Source organism: Streptomyces sp. AK08-02, from assembly GCF_033795085.1.
GTDB lineage: Bacteria > Actinomycetota > Actinomycetes > Streptomycetales > Streptomycetaceae > Streptomyces > Streptomyces echiniscabiei.
Genome location: NZ_JARAZV010000004.1, coordinates 144,579 through 163,726, shown reverse-complemented (window position 1 = coordinate 163,726; position 19,148 = coordinate 144,579). Strand labels below are relative to the sequence as shown.

The following is a 19,148-nucleotide window of genomic DNA, read 5'->3' as shown; positions in this document are numbered from 1 at the left end:
GGGTTCTACAGCGGGCAACCCGCGGACGTCTCGCGCGCACTTGAGTCAGTGAGGGAACACCCAGGACGGTTCGGGACGTGCCGGAGAACGGACTCGCTCCCGCTCACCCTCTGGGAGCGGGCTACCAGGAGACGGGCAGGCTCTTCACCGAGAACACGGACCCTTTCGTCCGCAGCGGAATCTCGTCGGCCGGCGCGGCCAGCCGAAGGTCGGGGAAGGCTTCCAGGAGGGAGCGGAAGCCGATGCGCAGCACGAGGCGGGCCAGGTTCTGGCCCACGCACTGGTGGACGCCGTAGCCGAAGGCGACGTGCCCAGCGGTGTCGCGGTCGAGGTCGAGGTCGGCGGGACAGCCGAACTTCGCCGGGTCGCGGTTGGCCGCCGGCAGGGAGACGGTGACCGTCTCGCCCTTCGTGACGGACTCGCCGCCCAGCTCCAGATCCTCCAGGGCGGTGCGGAAGGTCTCGTACTGGTTGACGGTGACATAGCGGAGGATCTCCTCCACCGCGTCGTCGATCTTCGACAGGTCGCCGCGCAGGGCGGCCAGTTGCTCGGTGTGGTGCAGCAGGGCGAAGGTGCCCGTGGCGAGCGCGCCTTCGGTGGTCTCGTATCCCGCGAAGAGCAACAGGGTGGTGATGTTGCCGAGTTCCTCGTCGGACAGCTCACCGGTCGCGATGAGGCGGCTGACGATGTCGTCGCCGGGTGTGGCCTTCTTGCGGGCGAGGGTCTCGTGGACGAACTCGCCCACCTGCTGGAACACGGCCATCGCGGCCTGTGGGTCGCCGAACGGGTCGTTCATCACGGCCGGTGCGTCGGCGAAGCGGTCCCGTTCGCTGTAGTCGAGGCCGATCAGCGGGGCAAGCACCTTCAGGACCAGGGGCCTGGCGAAAACCTCCATGAAGTCGCCGGTGTCACCCTGGGCACGCATCTCCGCGACCTGCTCTGCGGCCACCGCCTCGACGACCGGCGCGAGCCGGCTTACGCCACGCACGGTGAACTCCTTGGTCAGGAGCTTACGGAAGCGGGTCTGCTCCGGCGGGTCCATATGGATGAACATGCCCGGCATGGCCGGGAACTGCGGTACCGGGCCGCCGTACTTGGTGACCGGGAAGTGTCCGATCTCCAGGCTGTGGCTGAACCTGGGGTCGCCCAGGACCTGCCGGGCCAACTCGTGGCTGGTGGCGATCCAGCCGACGTGGCCGTCGGGGTAGACCATCCGGGCGAGCGGGCGTTCCTTCCGCAGCTCGTCGAAGAGCGCGGGCGGGTCGAACTTGTCGATGCGGGCCCAGGCGTCCTCGTACGAGATCGCTTCGCTCATGAAGCTTCTTCTCCGATCCGTGAATCCGTATCGCTTCCGGCCATGACTGCGCGCATGGGAAAGGGCGTCCGCACGCGCGGGGCATCTTCTGAACGTCTCGCCTCGTGCTTCACGCCGCTGCCGCTCCCATGCGGCGGCCCGCCGGCCCCGCCGAATTGGAGTGGAGGGGACGGCAAGCCGGTACGGACTCCTACCGGGTCCGTGGGCGCGTGGGAATCAGGCGGACAACTTCTTGAGGGTCTCGTGGGCGGTCGCCAGGGACTTCTCACCCAGCGGCTTGAGCGCCGCCATGGCCGGCACGATCGCGGCGAGGGTCAACTCGGCGTGCACGAAGGTGAGATCGTCCGCGAGGCCGATCGAGCTGAGAACGGCCCGCAGGTACGCCTCCTGGTAGTCCCAGCCCTCGCGGGGAGTGCCCGGCGCGTAGGAGCCGCCGCGCGCGGTGACCACGATGACGGACTTGCCGCTGAGCGCACCGGAATCGGCCCCCGGGGGAATCATGTGGGCCGGGCAGACCAGCAGATCGATCCAGGCCTTGATGCTCGACGGGATCGAGTAGTTGTACATCGGTACGCCGAGCACGATCGCGTCGGCGTCGCGCACCTCAGCCGTCACCGCGTCGGCGAGCGCCTGCTCGTCGGCCGTCTGACCGTGGTCGCGGCTGGGGTCGAGAAGGTACTCGCGCACCGCGTGAGTGATGTGCGGGATGGGCTGCGCGGCCAGGTCACGGTAGACGTAGCCGGCATCGGGGTGGTTCTGCCGCCACTGCGTCGCGAAGTACGAGGTCAGCTGGCGCGAGGTGGAACCCTCAGTACGGATGCTCGCATCGATGTGAAGAAGAGAAGACACAGAAGACCTCTGAATTTTCCTGGGTAGTTCGTAAGGACGGCAGACGGCCCGCGAAAGCGCAGATCCGACTTCGCCGAGTCTAGACAGGGCCGCCTTCGCGGGGCATCCCTCAGTCTGGTAGCTCCCGACCAGGGCATGGTGTCCCACAGCGGCGTCGTGGGGGTCTCGACGCCTTTCGCGCCGATATCGGCGGCCGTGATGCCGCGCCGAATAAAGAAAAGGAAGCCTCTCGGCCATTCTCAGCCGAATTCTGGTCACGCCGATCGGCCGCATGTCGGACACAGGTCACCCCCGGCCCCCGCATATCCCACCGCCGCAAGGGCGGCCACCTGCAACGCGGCGGTCCCGAGCAGTCGCCCCGCGTGTGATGATCTTCAAGTGGAGCGAGTTGAGGGTGGGGCCGCGAGGCGGTCGACGGACGACATGTCGATCGGGTTACCCGCGTCGACGGGGTTCCCGGAGGAACCGTGCGAGCCGCGGTAGCTCAGGCCGGGGCCCGCGGGGAGCAGGCGCTCCCGCTGCCGTCGCAGACACCGATCCGCCTCGCGACGGCGCCCACGAGGGGACCTGGAGACAGGGCATGCGCGCAGGTCGCGGGGCCGATCGAGCCGTCCAGGTGGTCACGGAACAGCCGGGACGTCTACCGGGTGCCGGCAGATGACGCGGCGATTCCTCTGGCGCTGCTCCAAGTCCGCCGCCCCCTGGGCACGCCGGTCACGAAGACCACCGCGATCGAGGACACCGAGCCGACGCTCATCAGTTCCCGCCCGTCCTGGACACCGCCGAAATCTCCGGCCGGACGACCTGTTTTCCCGAACTCTTCGCCCAGGCCCCGCGCTTCCTCGTGGCAGGTCTCCCGACACCCTGCTCAACGCGGACCGCACCGTGCAACGCTTCCACCCCGGACAACGAACTCACAGCTCGACCGGCCCCGTCACCCATCACACCCATCACGCCGATCGCACCATCGCGCCGTGGCAACCGACACCGGATCCGATTCAACCCGTGATCGCGGCATCATGGGAGTCAGGACGCCTTTTCGCGGCGATTTCGACGGACGGAGTGCCGTACCAAAAAGGAAAAGGGGGCCTCTCGGCCATTCTCGGCCGAATTCTGGTCATCATCGATCGGCCGTGCGGTACGCACAGGTCTAGTCCGCATCCTGGATATCCCGCCACCGAAAGGACGACCACCCGTGACCGGCCACAGCTCGGCTTCGCGCGCCGACAACGCCGCCCACCTCACCTTTTCCACTGATCCACCCGGGTTGAATCTCGCATTCCGTTTCCTCGGACATTCGGGAACAGGTGAACGAATCGCCCGCCTGCATATGCTTGACAGAGTTGCAGCCCCGATCGCAGTCTGAGACGCACCGCGAGCACCCCACACTGTCTGTCGTCGCACGGTTCAACCCGGGAAGAACACGAGCGATCGACCGCGCTCAGCGAGCAGTGGGCCGCCGCCAGGCCTCACTGGTCCCGATTCGGAGGCAAGAGTGTCCCTTCAGGCATCAGCGGTTACTGACCCCCTCTTTCACAGATCAAGCGAAGTGGGTCGATTAGTCTCTGCTTCGGTGCACTCCTGGATCGACGGCCAGTTGGGCAAGAGCATGGGTCTCGCCACAGCGGCCACAGCGCTGGAGGCGGCCGAAGCGACGGCGGGCAGTTCACCGAGCGCGAGAATCTGGTACGCAACCCTGGTGACACGCGCCCGAGGCCTAGCGGCTGCCACGAGGATACTTACTGAATGCCAGTCAGATGTCCATCGTTTCGCCGAAGTTAACGGACAGCCGGACGAATTGATGTGCCAGGCGGAAACCGCACTCGCCTGGGGGGACCTGGACTCCGCAACGGCAGCGGCCGAGGCGGGCCTGCGCCTGGCGCAGCAGACCGGGCATCGTCAACCGGTGCCGAGCGGAAATCTCGTGATGGCCGTCAGCGCGACGCGGCGACTGGATCCGAACGTCGGCCTCGTCTACGCGAACCGCCTGCGGGACAACGCCCTGTTCGGTCACTCGATCCTGATGGCAGGGCAGTGCGCCTGGGCTGTCGCACAGGCTCTGGAAGCCCGGGACGGCCCGGCCAGCGTCGCCTGCCTGCTCGGTGACCTCGTACATGACAGGGCGATGACCCAGGAGTTACTCGTATCACAACCCGCCGCGGCGGCCTGGCTGGTACGGGCCGCACAACAGCTGGGTGACCAGGACATCGCCGCCCGCATCGTCTCCCTGGCCGGCGAACTGGGTGCCCGCAACCGGACGTTCCGCACGATCCAGGCCTCCGCCGCCCATGCCAAGGGCCTCCACGAGAAGAACGCCGCGGCTCTGGAGATGGCTTCCGCCCTCCACCTCGACGGCTGGGCGCGCGCCTCGGCGCTGGAGGACGCGAGCGCCGTACGATTCACCCGTCGCTCCGAGCACGACCAGGCGGCCGAACTCCTCAAGAGGGCGGCAGACGGGTACAGAACGGTCGGCGCGCGGCGCGATGTCCTGCGTGTGGCCAGCAAGCTCCGTGAGCTGGAGGTCAACGGCGGCCGGATTCCCGTCAGATCCGGGCGCTTCCGGCGGACCGGAAGCCAGTTGACCGACACCGAGTACGCGGTCGCCGAGCTGGTCAGCCAGGGTCTCACCAACGGGCGGGTCGCCCGCCAACTGTTCATCTCGCCCCACACGGTGGCCTTCCACCTCAAGAAGATCTTCCGCAAACTCGACGTGTCCTCCCGCGTCGAGCTGGCCAGCACCTGGACCCGTCTCCCGGAGGACCGCGCGACGACTCCCAGCCAGGTTGTCGGTTACGTGGGTGCCTGACAGCAGTTGGTGTCCCACCGAACCGGAGGACAACGTTATCTCCGGCCAGGAACAGAGGTTGAGACACCGAGGCTGACGCACGGGGCGGCCGGGCCCAGCACAGCGGCCCGGCCACGGTCGCCGCCCATGGCGGCAATCATGGCGGCGACCGGACACCACCCCCTTGGAGACGATGCCGAGCCGACCCCGGATGCGGCCCGGCGCGGGCAGTCCGGCCGTGCCCCTCGTCGGCCACTCGCCGCAACTCCACCAGATCACCGAATGCGCGCATGGTCCTGCCCGGCGCCATCCACGCCAGAAGCACCCGCCCCGCGTACCGGCCCGGGCAGTGCCCGACAGTGCCCACTCACCAGAGGCCCAAGCTGCCGGTCCCGCACTTCCGGGACCGGCCGGAAGCCTGTCAAGCTGCCGGCACTCGGAGTGGCGCGGCCTCTCAGACACTGCCACAGAGGCGCCTCCCAGGCCGTCCGCGTTCGTCAAGCGTGCGCGTCCGCGTCCGCGAGCAGCTCCGGCAGGACAAATGCCGACCTGACGCCTCCTTCAGCAGAGCGGCGTGCGGGGGCCGCCGTCGCGGGACACGGCTCCACTGATCACCCCGCATCCCTGACCGCCCCCTCCTTGCCGGTGAGACTCCGCACCCCGCCCTGCGGCCACCCACCCCGCGCTTCCCGGAGCTTTCCCGTATCGCCGGACGCGCCCCTTGCCATCGATCGATGGCCGCCTTATGGTCGTACGAACGTAAGACGTACGAATGTAATTCAAAGCAAGGAGTACGTGATGACGGCGACTCGGCCGGTGGCGCTCGTGACAGGGGCCTCATCGGGGATCGGCAAGGAGACGGCCCGCGCCTTCGTCGCGGCGGGTTTCGAGGTGGTCGGGACCGGCCGCAAGACCTCCGGACTCACCCCGCCCGCCGGTGTGACGTACCTCGATCTCGACGTGGGCAGTGACGATTCGGCCACCGCGGCGGTCGCGGAGGTGATCGACCGGTTCGGACGCGTCGACGTCCTGGTCAACAACGCGGGCCTCGGCTCGGCGGGTGCGGTGGAGGAGAACTCCGTGGCGCAGGCCCAGAACGTGCTGAACATCAACGTCCTGGGGGTCATCCGTATGACGAAGGCCGTCCTGCCCCACATGCGAGCCCAGGGCGGCGGACGCGTCATCAACATCTCGTCCGTCCTCGGGGTCGCCCCCCAGCCCTTCATGGCCCTGTACGTCGCCGCGAAACACGCCGTCGAGGGCTACTCCGAGTCGCTGGACCACGAGGTCCGCGAGCACGGCGTGCGGGTCCTGCTCGTCCAGCCCGCCTACACCAGGACCAGCTTCGACACCAACGCCGCCCAGCCCGACACCCCGCTGCCGCTGTACGCGGAGCGGCGGCGGGACTTCGACGAGGTGATGGCAAAGGCGATGGAGAACGGCGACGACCCCGCCGTCGTCGCCAAGGTGATCGTCACCGCGGCCACCGACAAGAAGCCGAAGCTGCGCTACACCGCCGGTCCGCTGGCCGCCCGCGTCACCACCGCGCGCCGACTCGCCCCCGCAGGCGTGTTCGACCGGCAGATCCGCAAGAACAACCGCCTGCCCGGCTGACGCACCGGCCCGGCCGGCCTCAAGGGCCGAGGAGATTCGGGTCAGGCCTCAGAGCGCCCTTCCTGCCTGAACGCCTCCGATACACACCGACATCGGCGGCATCGCTGACATCGCCGATATCTGTGAAGCGTCCATCTCAAGGCCGGGGCCCGGGGCCTTCCGCGTCCGCAGCGGGCACCGGGCCCGCCCGAACGCCGCCAACCCCGCGACCCGCACCGACCGCAGCGCACCCGGCCGTCGCCGCACATGCCTTGTTGCGGCCTGGCGACTGTCGCGGCCGTGGTGGCTGTGCAGCTGCGCCGACTGCCCTGCTACATGTTGATCATGTGGCCTGCGAGGCCGTGGACGGCCTCCTTGACCGCCTCACCCAGGGTGGGATGGGCGTGGACGTTGCGGGCGACCTCGTGGACCGTGAGGTCCCACTGCTGGGCCAGGGTCAGCTCGGGCAGCAGTTCGGTGACGTCGGGGCCGATCAGGTGGCCGCCGAGAAGCTCGCCGTACTTGGCGTCGCTGATCAGCTTCACGAAACCGCTCGCGTCGCCCAGGCCGTGGGCCTTGGCGTTCGCGGTGAACGGGAACTTGGCGACCTGGACGTCGAAGCCCTTCTCCCTCGCCTGTGCCTCGGTGTAGCCGAAGCTGGCGATCTGCGGCTGACAGAAAGTGGACCGCGGGATCATCACGTAGTCCAGCTCCATGGTCTCCGCGTCCGCGATCGTCTCGGCGGCGACCACGCCCATGGCCTCGGCGGCATGGGCGAGCATCAGCTTCGCCGTGACGTCCCCGATGGCGTAGATGTGCGGGACCGAGGTGCGGCAGCGGCCGTCGACGTCGATCGCGCCGCGCTCGGTGAGGCGCACGCCGGTGTTCTCCAGGCCGTAGCCGGTGACGTTCGGCGCGAATCCGATCGCCTGGAGCACCTTGTCGGCCTCCAGGACCTGCTTGGCGCCGTCCTTGCCGGTGACCGTGACCCGGACCTGCGGGCCCGACTCGTCGATCGACTCGACGCGGGTCGAGGTGAGGACGTCGATGCCCAACTTCCGGTACTGCTTGGCCAGTTCGGCGGAGACCTCGGCGTCCTCCAGCGGGGCGATCCGGTCCAGGAACTCGACGACGGTGACCTTCACACCGTAGTTGTGCAGCACATAGGCGAACTCGATGCCGATGGCCCCGGCGCCGGCGATGACGATGGACCGCGGCAGGTCCTCGGCCAGGATCTGCTCCTCGAACGTCACCACGCGCGACGTGCGGCGGGTGGCGGGGAGCAGTCTGGGGCTCGCCCCGGCGGCGATGACGCAGTGGTCGAAGCCGATGGTGCGGGTGTTGCCGTCGAAGTCGGCGACCTGGAGCGTGTGCGGGTCGAGGAACGTGCCGCGACCGCTGATCTCCGTGATCTTGTTCTTCTTCATCAGGTAGTGGACGCCCTTGACCCGGCCGTCCGCGACCTTCCGACTGCGGCGGAAGGCCTCCCCGTAGTCGAAGGAGACCTCACCCTCGACCTTGATGCCGAAGGTCTTCGCCTCGCGCGTGAAGATGTGCGCGAGTTCGGCGTTGCGCAGCAGGGCCTTGGTGGGGATACAGCCCACGTTCAGGCAGACGCCGCCCCAGTACTTCTCCTCGACGACCGCGACCCGCTTACCCAGTTGGGCTGCCCTGATGGCGGCGACGTATCCGCCGGGACCCGCGCCGAGTACGACGACGTCGAAACGCTCATCCTGCTCGTCCATGGACTGCTTCCTTTCCACTGGGCGGCCGACTCCCGCGAGGGGCCGGCTCGCTCCCGTACACGTCACAGCGCCCGGATGACCGAAGGCTGACGGAGAGATCCTCAACTCACTCGGGTGACCTCATACGAAAGGCCGGGCCGGGGGCGCTCTCGATGTCCTTCGGTTCCACCGGGTGGCCTCGTTCGCAACGAATCCGGACGTCGACGCTCGCGCCGCACTCACGGTGTCGCGCCAGTACCGCCGGCCCCTCGGGGTCGGCGCGGTGACGGTCACCCCACTGCAGCAGCCCCATCACGGCCGGTACCAGATCCATACCCTTGGCAGTGATCACATACTTGGGCCGACTCCGCGAACCGGGCTCCTTGTACGTCTCGGTGGCCAGGATGCCTTCCTCCACCAGCATCCGAAGCCGCGTCGCCAGAAGATTGCGAGGACAGCCCAGGACACGTTCGAAGTCGCCGAACCGGGACGATCCGTACCACACCTCACGCAGGATCAGGATCGTCCACTTCTCGCCCACGACCTCAAGAGTCCGCGCGATCGAGCAGTTGGACGTGTCCCGGTCGAGCCGAGGGTCCATGCCGGTGACTGGAAGAACTTCGGTCCGCGCGTCCATGGGAGCGATCCTAACCGACTTTGGGTTTACTTTTGTATACTCAGCTAGCGGTTCCGCAACCGGTCACTCGACGGCGATGAGCCACGTACGCGAGCTGATCAGCGGCTGCGCCCCGGTCTCGCGCCGCGGGCCGGCACGGCCTCGCGGCGCAGGTGCCGCCTGGTCGGTTCCCGCTCGACCCGGGCGCGGGCAAGCAGGGGCGCCGCGTCCAGCCACTGGAAGGTTTCCGCGGCTTCGGCCAGCTGGGTCCGGGCGTCGGCACGGCGGCCCGCCCGCCACAGCCACTCGCCGTGCAGCAGGTGCACAGGTCCGGCCACCGGCGAAGACGAACACCCGCAGCACCAGGGGTCACCCGATGCCGGAGAACCCGGCGGCGGTGACACAGACGACCTGCGCCTGGAGCATTCCGGCCGACAACTGCACGCGATGGAGGGCGCACGCAGCGGTGGAGGTCACCCGGGCCCAGGGATGTGGTGCGTCAGACGCGCTGCCCGGCGTCCAGCAGGGCGAGGGCGTTGCTTATCCCCTGATCGAGGAGTTCATGGGCGAGTCGGCGGTCGGTCAGGGCGCGGGAAAGCTGCAGTGTCCCGGCCATCAGACCGAGGAGGCTGAGTGCCTTCACACGTGCGGAGGAAGGGGCCTCGGGCGCCATCCGGGCGGCGATGCCCTCAATGAGGACCAGCACGCCGTCGGTGTACGCCTGCCTGGTCGCGTCGGTGCAACGCCCGATCTCGTCGAGCAGAGCGGCATTGGGGCATCCGTCACCGGGACTGTCGCGGTGCAGCGGCGACAGATACGCGCGCACAATCTGTTCGAGTCCGGCTCGGCCAGGCGCGGCCTGCGCGACGACGTTCTCGGCCTGCGCCTTCAACTGTTCGGCGATCGCGGTGGTGACCAGGTCATCCTTGGACGCGAAATGGGCGTAGAAGGCCCCGTTGGTCAGTCCCGCGTCCTTCATGAGCGTCGAGACGCCGGATCCGTCGATACCGTCCTGCTTGAACCGACGGCCTGCCGTCTCGACGATCCGCCGCCTTGTCTCCGACTTGTGCTCCTTGGCATACCGCACCACAGCACACGCTCCTTCGCCGGCCGGAAGGACCGATCGCCCCTCTCCGATTTCGCCGGCCCATGGTAGTTCAAACGTAATCCAAAGAGTCCGCAACGGTGACGGCGGGTGGCCCTTCGACTCGCGACACGGTCTCCTCGACGATGAGAATCACCGGTGGACCCAAGAACGCGACCTTGCGGATTCCGGGCGCCGGCCGCTCCACGCCGACCGTGCCGGGTTGCGCCGATTTTCACCGCCGGGTGACCCCTGACGGTTCGCTGGGACGGCGGTGCGCGGACCCTGCCTGTCGGACCGGGACGAGGTTTCGGGCGTCGCCGGCCTGCGGGCCATCACGGGTCGTGTCGACGTCCGTCCAGCGTCCCGGTCCGGCGGGCGCGCGGATCCCGCGACCTCCGGACCCTGACCTCTCGGTCAGATCTTCGCCTTCTCCCGGACCCACGCGCCGATCTTCGCGATGGCGGCGTCGGTCTCCGGAACCCGGCCGGCACCGTAGACGTACGAGTGCTGGCCGCCGGGGACCACCACGGTCGCCGTGTCGATTCCGGCGTCCCTGACGCGGGCGGCGAACTCCTCGTCCTCTCCGGCGAGCACCTCGTACGTTCCCCAGGAGACGAGAGTCGGGGGCAGGCCGCTCAGGTCCACCCGGTTCAGGTTGATCCGGGTGTCCGTGAACTCGATGCCCGTGCCGCCGATCCAGGCGTCCCGGAACAACTCCAGCAGTTCCTTGCTGAGGATCTTGTCCGTCCCGGCGTTGGCCGCGATGGTCTCGTTGGCGATCTCGAGGTCGCACCAGGGCGAGATCGACACGATGGCGCCGGGCAGAGGCTGCTTCTTGTCACGGAGGCGAAGTGCCAGGGCGACGGCCATGAACCCGCCGATCGAGTGGCCGATCGTGATGATGTTCCCCGGCTCATACCCTTCGGAGAGCAGCCAGTTGAAGGCCGCCTCCGCGTCGTCCACCTGAGCCGGATACTTGTGTTCCGGTGCGCGCCGGAAGTCCAGCACCAGTACCGGGGCCCCTGCGGCCCTGGCGATATGGCCGGCGAGCTTTCGGTCGACGTACGCCGACGACAGTACGGAGCCCCCGGCGTGACCGTGCAGGAGAACGTAGTCGGTGTTGGCGTCGACCGGTTCGCACCAGATCCCCGGAACGCCTCCCGCATCCACCTCCCGGTAGGTGACGCCTTCCGGCTCCCGGGCCTTGACATGGACGCCCTCCGACACGATGCGCATCGCATCCAACTCGGACTCGGGAACCGCCAGTCCTGCGAAGAATTCCGCGAACTCGGTCGCTTCCGGGCTCAGTTCAACAACGGCGTGCTCAGACACGAGGCACCTCCAGGGGGCCATCAGGGGCATGTCGGCCCGCGAGGACCGGTGCCGGGTGAGGTTTGTGAGGCGGTGTGGGTGGCGTTTGTCAGGAGGTGAGGGTGGGGTAGTCGGTGTAGCCGGCCTCACCGCCGCCGTAGAAGGTGTCCGGGTCGGGGGTGTTCAGCGGCGCGCCGGCGCGGACACGCTCGACCAGGTCGGGGTTGGCGAGGGCCATGGAGCCCACGGTGACGACGTCGGCGACGCCGTCTTCGACGTCCTTGGCGCGGACGGCGATGTCGGTGCCGGCCCGGTTGAGGACCAGCGTGGCCGGCCACAGCTTGCGCAGGGTGTGCAGGAGTTCGTCGTCGCCACCGTGGTTTCCGATGTGCAGGTAGGCGAGGCCGAGCGGAGCGAGCGCACGTACGAGGGCCGGGTACAGCTCGTGGGTGTCACTCTCGGCGATGTCGTTGAAGGGGTTGCCGGGCGAGATCCGGATACCGGTGCGGCCGGCGCCGATCTCCTCGGCCACGGCGGTGGCGACCTCGACGGCGAAACGGATGCGGTTCTCGACGGAACCGCCGTAACGGTCGGTGCGTTCGTTGGTGTTGGTGGCGAAGAACTGGTGCAGGAGGTAGCCGTTGGCACCGTGGATCTCGACACCGTCGGCGCCGGCCGCGACAGCGGCAGCCGCGGCGCGGCGGAAGTCGTCGACCGTGGCGGCGACCTCCTCGGTGGACAGTGCGCGCGGTACCGGAAACTCCTGGAGACCGGACATGGTGAATGTCTCGCCCACCGGCTTGACCGCTGAGGGAGCCACCGGCTGCCGGTGATGCGGCGTGTTGTCGGGGTGGGACACCCGTCCGGCGTGCATGAGCTGGATGACGATGCGCCCGTCGGCCTTGTGCACGGCGTCCGTGACCTTGCGCCACCCGGCGATGTGCTCCTCGGAGTAGATGCCCGGGGTGAGCAGGTAGCCCTGGCCGTCGGCGTTGGGCTGAGTGCCCTCGGAGATGATGAGGGCGTGCGAGGCGCGCTGGGCGTAGTACTCGGCGTTCAACTCGGTCGGCACGCCTTCAGGAGTGGACCGGCTCCGGGTCAGGGGGGCCATGGCCAGCCGGTGCGGCAGAGAGATCTCCCCGGCGACGATCGGGTTCCACAGGGCGTTCAACATGGAGGTTTCCTCAAATGGTTCGAACGACTGACATGGTGAGTGAGAGAGAGCAGCGGGGGCAGCGGGCTGCCGCGAGCAGCCTGGACGCGGCCGGCGGACCCTCTTTTCGTGAACACAGCCGCGCGCAGGGGCAGCCGACGGAACGGACAGGCTCGCCGCGCACATGACCGCCGCTACTGCGGTGCCGGTCCCCGGCTGTTCGGGCGGACGAAGGGAGAATGAAGAGGGTGTCGGTCCGCCCCCACGTCCTGCGGATCACCGGCCACAAGATGCACCGGCCGTGTCATGGACCAGCCGCGTCAGGCACAGGCCGTGTCAAGCGCAGGCATGCCGTTGCCACAAGGGGCTTCGGCCCGGATACGAGTGGGAGTCAGCCGAGGTAGCGGGCTGCCGGGGCCTTGAGCGACAGGTTCGGGACGAGCGTCTGACGCGCCTTCTCGAACGACTCCCAGTCGCTGATCTGGGGCAGCGACGGGATGGTGACGGGCTCCCCCGCGTCGAGGCCGGCGAGCGCCGCGTCGACGACGTCGTCCGCGCTCATGATCCACTCGTCGGGGAACGCCCCGAGGTCGGCGCCGGAGCCGTCCCAGAACTCCGTGCGGACAGCACCCGGCAGCACGGCCTGGACCACGACGGGACTCTCGGCGAGCTCCTGCTGCAGCGCCTGGGTGAAGGTGAGCACGTAGCTCTTGGTGCCGCTGTAGACAGCGCTGACGGGCAGGATGTTGAGAGCCAGCGCCGAGGACACGTTCACCACGGTGCCGTGCCCGCGGGACGTCAGGCCCGGCAGGACCGCGGTGGTCAGCCTGGTCAGCGCGGTCACGTTGAGGCTGATCAGCGCCTCGGAGGCCGCGGCGTCGGAGGCCGCCAGCGGGGTGAACAGCCCTCCGCCGGCGTTGTTGACCAGTACCTCGACGCTCTCGTCGGTGCGCAGACGCTCCTCGACCACGGAGATCTGCGCGGCGTCGGTGAGGTCCGCGGTGACGACGTCCACCGCGCGGCCCGTGCGGCTACGGATGTCCGACGCCAGCGTTTCCAGGCGTGCGGTGTTCCGGGCCACCAGGATCAGGTCGTAGCCCCGGTCGGCAAGCCGATGGGCGTAAGCGGTACCCAGGCCCGCGGACGCGCCGGTGACGACAGCGGTCTTGTTCTGCGTGGTCATGGGGGATCTCGTTTCTGGGCTGCGGAGGAATGGGGGCCAGAGCGTCGACCCCTCTTTAGATTACGATAGCTATCTAAAGAGTTCCGGTCAACGACCTGCGACCCCGCCGGCCGCCACCCCCGGCCGGAGACCGCTCGACACTTCGCGTACGATAGATGCACATAACTATCTAACCTGGGCAGGTGAGAGATGAGTCGGGTTTCGCAGGCCCAAGCGCTCGAGAACCGCGAGCGCGCGGTCGCCGCGGCCTCCCAGCTCTTCCGGGAGCGCGGCGTGAACGGCATCAGCGTCGCCGATCTGATGAAGTCCATCGGGCTGACCACGGGCGGCTTCTACAAGCAGTTCCCCTCCAAGGAAGCCCTGGTGGCCGAGGCCGCGCAAGCCGCTTTCGGGGACCTCGACCTGCTCCTGGCCTCGTTCGACGCGACCCACGGCGATCACGACACCGCGCGCGGCGCCCTCGTCGACTTCTATCTGTCGACCGAGCACCGTGACCAGCCCGGCACCGGTTGCCCCACTGCGGGATTCGCGGGGGACATGGCTCGCGAGCCCACAGCGGGGGACGTGCGCGAAACGTACGCGGGCGGAGTCCAGGACTTCGCCGCGTGGATGTCCACCGACGCCAACGACGGCCTACCCATAGTGGCGACCCTGGTCGGCGCGATCCTGCTGGCCCGCGCCACGGCGGGCACCGAACTCTCGGAGAAGATCCTGGAATCGACTCACAAAGCCCTGACCGAGCCACAGAACCCCGAATCGGAATCCTGACCCGACGACGACGTTCGACCGCGCCAACGCCACGGGGTGAGCAGACGGGAACAACCTGCGCTTCCGGGACCACTCCCCCGCCCGAAACCGCCGCCTGTGCTCCATGTCCCGCTTCGGCGACCGGTCGCGGAGAGCCCCCGCCGCAGACGTCTCGGTGCCTCCTCGTCCCGTACGGCCCTCACACCCGTACCGCGCCAGAGGTGTGATCACGGCGAACGGACCGCCGTCGCACATGCGTGGCGGACACGCTCAGGACAGCGGTGTCCGTCCACCGAGGGACGCACCTTGCCAGTTGGGGGTGCGGTCCTTGTCGACCAGGGCGGCACGGACGCCCTCCAGGAAGTCCGGCGTGCGGATGGTCGTGCGCGTGAGGGCGAGTTCGGCGTCCAGGCACTCGCGCAACGTGTGCTGCCTGCCCCGAGCCAGCAGGGCGTGCGTGAGCTCCAGGCTCTGGGGCGAAGCGGACTCCAAGGCGGCCGACGCGGCTGCCGCCCAGGGGGTGTCGAGCAGGCGCAGGCGTTTGTCGATCTCGCCCAGGGTCGGCGCGCCGAACGCCCAGTCCACGTCCCCGCGTGCCGTCGCCAGCCCGCTGTCCGCCACCGGGGAACGGCCGGCGAGGCGGTTCAGGACCACGTCCACCGGGTCGCCGGGGCTGTCGGCCAGGGCCTCCCCGACCGCGTCGAGCCCGTCCGCAGGGACGAAGTGCGTGGCCAGCCCCGTGTACAGGGCGTCGGCCGCGTCGAGCCGGTGCCCGGTCAGTCCCAGGTACATGCCGATCGCGCCGGGCAGCCTCGGCAGGAAGTAGCTGGCCCCGACGTCCGGGAAGAACCCGATCCCGGTCTCCGGCATCGACAGCACCGCTCGCTCCGTGACAACCCGGAAGCCGCCGTGCACGGACAGACCGAGTCCGCCGCCCATGCACAGTCCGTCGATCAGCGACACGACCGGCACGGGATACTCGGCGATCCGGGCGTTGAGCCGGTACTCGGAGGCGAAGAACCGCTCACTGGCCCCGGCATCCCCGGCGAGGCTGTGCTCGCGGATCGTACGGATGTCCCCACCGGCGCAGAACGCCTTCGTGCTGGTACTGGCGATCAGCACAGCGGAGAGCGACGCGTCCTCCCACGCGGCGAGCACACGGTCGATGGCGGCGATCATGCCTGCCGTCAGGGCGTTGAGCGCCTTGGGGCGGTTCAGCAGGATGTGGCCGACGCCCCGGCGCACGTCGGCGAGGATCTCGACCGCGGCGGTGTCAGTCATCGGTCATCATCTCCGGCATCCGCGCGGACCTGGCTGTCCTGACCATCACGTTCCTCACTTGTCAGGCGTCAAGCGTAGATCCGCACCGAGGGATCGTGGAGTCGGGCCTCAGCGAGGCAGCAGGACCTCGATCTGCCGTCGGATGTCCTGCACGATCTCCTCGACGCTCAAGGCGATGTTCACGCTGGCCGCCGTACTGAGGAACATCACGGCGGACACGATGTGTGCCAGCGTCGCGGCGTCGCCCTCCGTGACCCGTTCGTCTCGGCGCAGCACGGCGGCGACGGCCTCCTCGGTCTGCGCGACGATGGCGAGTGCCGCGCTGTGCCGGGGCTCCTCGGGGTCGCCGAAGACCATCTCCCGCAGGTAGGTGCGTCCGTTGTCGATCTGGACGCGGTTGCACTCGACGATCGGCCGGACGATCGCCAGCACCGCGTCCAGCACGCCCGGGACGGTCTCGGCGTTCGCCCGGCCCTGCTCAAGCGCTTCGACGTACTTGGCGTTCTGCACCAGCAGAAGGAGTTCGCCCTTGGTCTTGGCGTAGAGGAACAGGGTCCCGGTGCCGATGTCGGCCTTGTCGGCGATCTGCTGGGTCGTCACCTCGTCGATCCCGTGTTCGACGAACAGCTCAGTGGCGGCGGCGACGATGCGGTCGAGTTTCTCCTGCTTGTTCCGCTCGCGCCGTCCGACCGGCCGGGGGGCGACAGACATGGCGGTGTCCTCCAGGAGTAAATTCTGACTGTAATCAATTATGATGACAGTCACTACCGTGTGGGCTCGAATGTGGCTGCGCTCATTCTCCCACGGCACGGCTCGGAGCCATTGCTCCATCCGTGCAGAGCCACGCACTTCACATCCCTCGGAAAGCAGGAACCCATGCCCTCTCTCGACGGCGCAGTCGTCCTCGTCACCGGCGCCAACGGCGGTATCGGCACCCACTTCGTCCACGAGGCCCTGGCTCGCGGCGCCGCCAAGGTCTATGCCACCGCCCGCTCCCCCCGCACCTGGGGCGATGAACGCATCGTCCCCCTGACTCTCGACGTCACCGACCGCGCGTCGATCGACGCGGCCGTGGCCGCCGCGGCGGATGTCACCGCGCTCATCAACAACGCGGGCGCCATCCCGCCGAGCGCGAGCCTGCTGGACGTCACCGAGGCGGACATCCGGGCGAACATGGAGACGAACTTCTTCGGACCGGTCCTCCTCGCCCGCGCCTTCACGCCGGTCCTCGCCGCCAAGAAGGGGGCAGTCCTCGTCGACGTGCACTCCGTTGCCAGCTGGTACGCCTTCGGCGGCGCCTACAGCGCGTCCAAGGCCGCACTGTGGTCGGCCACCAACTCGCTGCGCATCGAGCTCGCACCCATGGGCGTCCACGTGACCGGTGTGCACATGGGCTACGTCGACACCGGCATGGCCGCGCACGCGGACGGCCCCAAGATGGCGCCGGAGCAACTGGTGGCGGCGGTCTACGACGGTGTCGAGGCCGACGAATACGAGGTCCTGGCCGACGAGTTGACCCAGGGGGTCAAGGCCGCTCTGAGCGGCCCGGTCGAGGCGCTGTACCCGGACCTGCACGGTACGAACGCCTGAGCTTGTTCTTCGGTCCCGACGCGCCCGACGTGATCTCCTCGCGTCGGGACCCCGTGCTCCATGACGTTCCGCTCGCTCTCGCTCATGGCCGGTTCCGCGCCGCTCACTCCTCGTAGTGCGGGAGGATGCCGCCGTTCTTGACATAGGTGAGGGCGGCGGTGACGTCGTAGGCGTGGATCGCGGAGACCCGCGGCGCCAGCCGGTTGGACAGGTCCTCGATCACATGGCCGGTGAAGAAGGCGTCCCGTGCCGCGGTGTCGGTGAACCCGAGGCTGACCGAGGCGTGGAAGCGCTGGTCCTGGGGGTTGTCGTGGGCGACGTTCGGGGTGTCCCAGAGCTTTTCGATCCAGGGCAGGAACGTCTGCGTGCGCAGCTCCTTCAGCACTCCGGTGCCGGCGAGCGCGGGAGCGAGTTGCTCGTTGACGAACTTCCGGAAGGCGCCGGCGCCGACGCCGTCCCTGCGGCGCAGGTAGACGAGAGTGCGGGCGCCGACCGTCTCTCCGGGGCCTGCGATGTCGTACCACCGGGAGGAGTTCGGCGGGCCGGCGTAGAGCAGGGTGCGGCGGAACACGTTGATCTCGTCGGCGTAGGCCAGCCTCGTCTGCTCGCGCCCTTTCAGGGGCGCGAGCGCCGACTGGAAGGTGACCTCCGCGACACCGTCGATCTTCCGGTCGGCGGGGATCGCGGTCTCGACCCCGTCGATGGCCGGCCACCGGCCCGTGTTGTGCTCGGCGAGATGGATCTGCCGGTACTCCTCCAGGCCCGGGGTGGCGGAGATGATCCCTGAGTGCGGGCCCTTCCAGTGATCCATGCCGGTCTGGCGGGGCTGGTCGGTGCGTACCCACAGCAGGATCGAGGAGGTGAGGTGCTTCTTCACTTCCAGGGGTGCGACGGCCGGCGCCGGTGACGTGCTCATGGTGTTGCCCTTCTCTTCCTGGTCGTCATGGTCAGGTGGTGGTCAGCGGGCGAGGAACTCGACCGCCACGGGGGCGAACTCGTCGTGGTACTGGAAGATGCCGCCGTGCCCGGAACCGGGGTAGATGATCACCTGGCTGCCCTTGATACGCCGGTGCAGGTCCTCCGACAGGATCGACGGCACCATACGGTCGTTGTCGCCGTTGGCGATCAGGGTGGGCTGCGTGATCGACGACAGGTCGTCGGGGGTGGAGCGTCCCCACTTCTTGATCGCCTTCAGCTGGGTCTGGAACGCCTTGGTCTTGATCTTCGAGTCACGGTCGACGGTCCGCTCGCTCAGCCGGGCGACGAACGCGCGTCCGGCGGCCTTGCCTACGGCGTCGCGGTTGAAGAACAGGAACTCCTTGGGGTCCGAGCGGGTCAGGGTGGCGCGCAGGATGTCCCAGTAGGTGGTTCCGGCGACCTTGTCGATGTCCTTTCCGCCCTTGGGCCCGGTGCCGGTGAGGACGAGCTTGCGGACGAGCTCGGGGTGCTTCACCACCAGGGCCTGGGCGACCATGCCGCCGAGGGAGAAGGAGAAGATGTCGATCTTGTCGTATCCGAGCGCCTTGATGAAGGTGTAGGCGTCGTCGGCCATCGCCTCGACACTGTCCGGCACCTGGCCGGTGGACGCTCCGACTCCGCGGTTGTCGAAGGCGATGACGTGACGGCCCTTCGCGACGGGGTCGATGATGCGGGGGTCCCAGTTGTCCAGGGTCGCGGCGAGGTGGACGAAGAAGACGACGGGGATGCCGCCCTTCGGTCCCAGCTCGCGGTAGGCGTAGGTGACGCCACCGGCGTTGACGGTGCGGGCCGGGGCCTTCGCGTAGGAGGTGATGACGGCTTCGTTCGGGGTGCCGGTGCTGCTCATGTCGGATTCTCCTCGTGCGGTTTGTCGGTATGGGGGTCGTGCGGTGTGTGGGTCGTGCGGTGTGTGGGTCGCGTCGCCCGTCGCGGTTG

General features: G+C 68.5%; 17 protein-coding genes. 4 read left to right on the top strand and 13 right to left on the bottom strand.

Going from position 1 to position 19,148, the window contains the following annotated elements; genetic code table 11:
• Positions 1-121: 121 nt before the first annotated feature.
• On the bottom strand, positions 122-1,315 hold the full coding sequence (locus tag PV734_RS09600) for a cytochrome P450 (RefSeq protein WP_319090963.1): 1,194 nt from the start codon (positions 1,313-1,315) through the stop codon (positions 122-124).
• A 216-nt stretch (positions 1,316-1,531) separates the two neighbouring features.
• Positions 1,532-2,164 (bottom strand): FMN-dependent NADH-azoreductase, encoded by a 633-nt coding sequence (locus PV734_RS09595; protein WP_319090964.1) that lies wholly within the window; start codon positions 2,162-2,164, stop codon positions 1,532-1,534.
• A 1,801-nt stretch (positions 2,165-3,965) separates the two neighbouring features.
• Here PV734_RS09595 and PV734_RS09590 point away from each other — a divergent pair.
• Both PV734_RS09590 and PV734_RS09585 read left to right on the top strand, forming a co-directional pair.
• On the top strand, positions 3,966-4,970 hold the full coding sequence (locus PV734_RS09590; RefSeq protein ID WP_319090965.1) for a response regulator transcription factor: 1,005 nt from the start codon (positions 3,966-3,968) through the stop codon (positions 4,968-4,970).
• A gap of 777 nt (positions 4,971-5,747) precedes the next feature.
• Positions 5,748-6,563, top strand: a complete 816-nt coding sequence (locus tag PV734_RS09585) for an oxidoreductase (RefSeq protein WP_319289246.1) — start codon at positions 5,748-5,750, stop codon at positions 6,561-6,563.
• Positions 6,564-6,874: 311 nt separating this feature from the next.
• Here PV734_RS09585 and lpdA read toward each other — a convergent pair whose 3' ends face one another.
• The 7 genes from lpdA to PV734_RS09550 form a co-directional block, all read right to left on the bottom strand.
• The gene (lpdA, locus tag PV734_RS09580) at positions 6,875-8,287 is read right to left on the bottom strand and encodes a dihydrolipoyl dehydrogenase (protein ID WP_319289245.1); all 1,413 of its coding nucleotides are present in this window, start codon (positions 8,285-8,287) and stop codon (positions 6,875-6,877) included.
• Between the two features lie 106 nt (positions 8,288-8,393).
• Positions 8,394-8,867 (bottom strand): helix-turn-helix domain-containing protein, encoded by a 474-nt coding sequence (locus PV734_RS09575; RefSeq protein ID WP_319289244.1) that lies wholly within the window; start codon positions 8,865-8,867, stop codon positions 8,394-8,396.
• 134 nt (positions 8,868-9,001) lie between these two features.
• Complete coding sequence (locus tag PV734_RS09570; protein WP_319289243.1) at positions 9,002-9,220, bottom strand: hypothetical protein; 219 nt, start codon at positions 9,218-9,220, stop codon at positions 9,002-9,004.
• A 161-nt stretch (positions 9,221-9,381) separates the two neighbouring features.
• A complete protein-coding gene (locus tag PV734_RS09565; protein WP_319090968.1) occupies positions 9,382-9,972 on the bottom strand; it encodes a TetR/AcrR family transcriptional regulator in 591 nt (196 codons plus the stop codon).
• 411 nt (positions 9,973-10,383) lie between these two features.
• Positions 10,384-11,301, bottom strand: a complete 918-nt coding sequence (locus PV734_RS09560) for an alpha/beta hydrolase (RefSeq protein WP_319090969.1) — start codon at positions 11,299-11,301, stop codon at positions 10,384-10,386.
• 88 nt (positions 11,302-11,389) lie between these two features.
• Positions 11,390-12,454, bottom strand: coding sequence for an alkene reductase (locus PV734_RS09555; RefSeq protein WP_319090970.1), 1,065 nt, complete (start codon positions 12,452-12,454; stop codon positions 11,390-11,392).
• 370 nt (positions 12,455-12,824) lie between these two features.
• Entirely contained in the window at positions 12,825-13,616 is a 792-nt protein-coding gene (locus tag PV734_RS09550) for an SDR family oxidoreductase (protein WP_319090971.1), read from the bottom strand.
• Between the two features lie 189 nt (positions 13,617-13,805).
• Between PV734_RS09550 and PV734_RS09545 the strand changes: the two genes are divergently transcribed.
• Entirely contained in the window at positions 13,806-14,384 is a 579-nt protein-coding gene (locus PV734_RS09545; RefSeq protein WP_319090972.1) for a TetR/AcrR family transcriptional regulator, read from the top strand.
• A 249-nt stretch (positions 14,385-14,633) separates the two neighbouring features.
• Here PV734_RS09545 and PV734_RS09540 read toward each other — a convergent pair whose 3' ends face one another.
• A complete protein-coding gene (locus tag PV734_RS09540) occupies positions 14,634-15,644 on the bottom strand; it encodes an enoyl-CoA hydratase/isomerase family protein (RefSeq protein ID WP_319289242.1) in 1,011 nt (336 codons plus the stop codon).
• A 108-nt stretch (positions 15,645-15,752) separates the two neighbouring features.
• The gene (locus PV734_RS09535; protein ID WP_319289241.1) at positions 15,753-16,355 is read right to left on the bottom strand and encodes a TetR/AcrR family transcriptional regulator; all 603 of its coding nucleotides are present in this window, start codon (positions 16,353-16,355) and stop codon (positions 15,753-15,755) included.
• Between the two features lie 165 nt (positions 16,356-16,520).
• Here PV734_RS09535 and PV734_RS09530 point away from each other — a divergent pair, with 165 nt between their 5' ends.
• Positions 16,521-17,234 carry an SDR family oxidoreductase gene (locus PV734_RS09530; RefSeq protein ID WP_319090975.1) on the top strand — a complete coding sequence of 238 codons (714 nt, stop codon included), beginning with the start codon at positions 16,521-16,523 and terminating at the stop codon, positions 17,232-17,234.
• Between the two features lie 103 nt (positions 17,235-17,337).
• Here PV734_RS09530 and PV734_RS09525 read toward each other — a convergent pair whose 3' ends face one another.
• Positions 17,338-18,150, bottom strand: a complete 813-nt coding sequence (locus PV734_RS09525) for a strictosidine synthase (protein WP_319289240.1) — start codon at positions 18,148-18,150, stop codon at positions 17,338-17,340.
• A gap of 42 nt (positions 18,151-18,192) precedes the next feature.
• The gene (locus PV734_RS09520; RefSeq protein WP_319090977.1) at positions 18,193-19,059 is read right to left on the bottom strand and encodes an alpha/beta hydrolase; all 867 of its coding nucleotides are present in this window, start codon (positions 19,057-19,059) and stop codon (positions 18,193-18,195) included.
• Between the last annotated feature and the right edge of the window lie 89 nt (positions 19,060-19,148).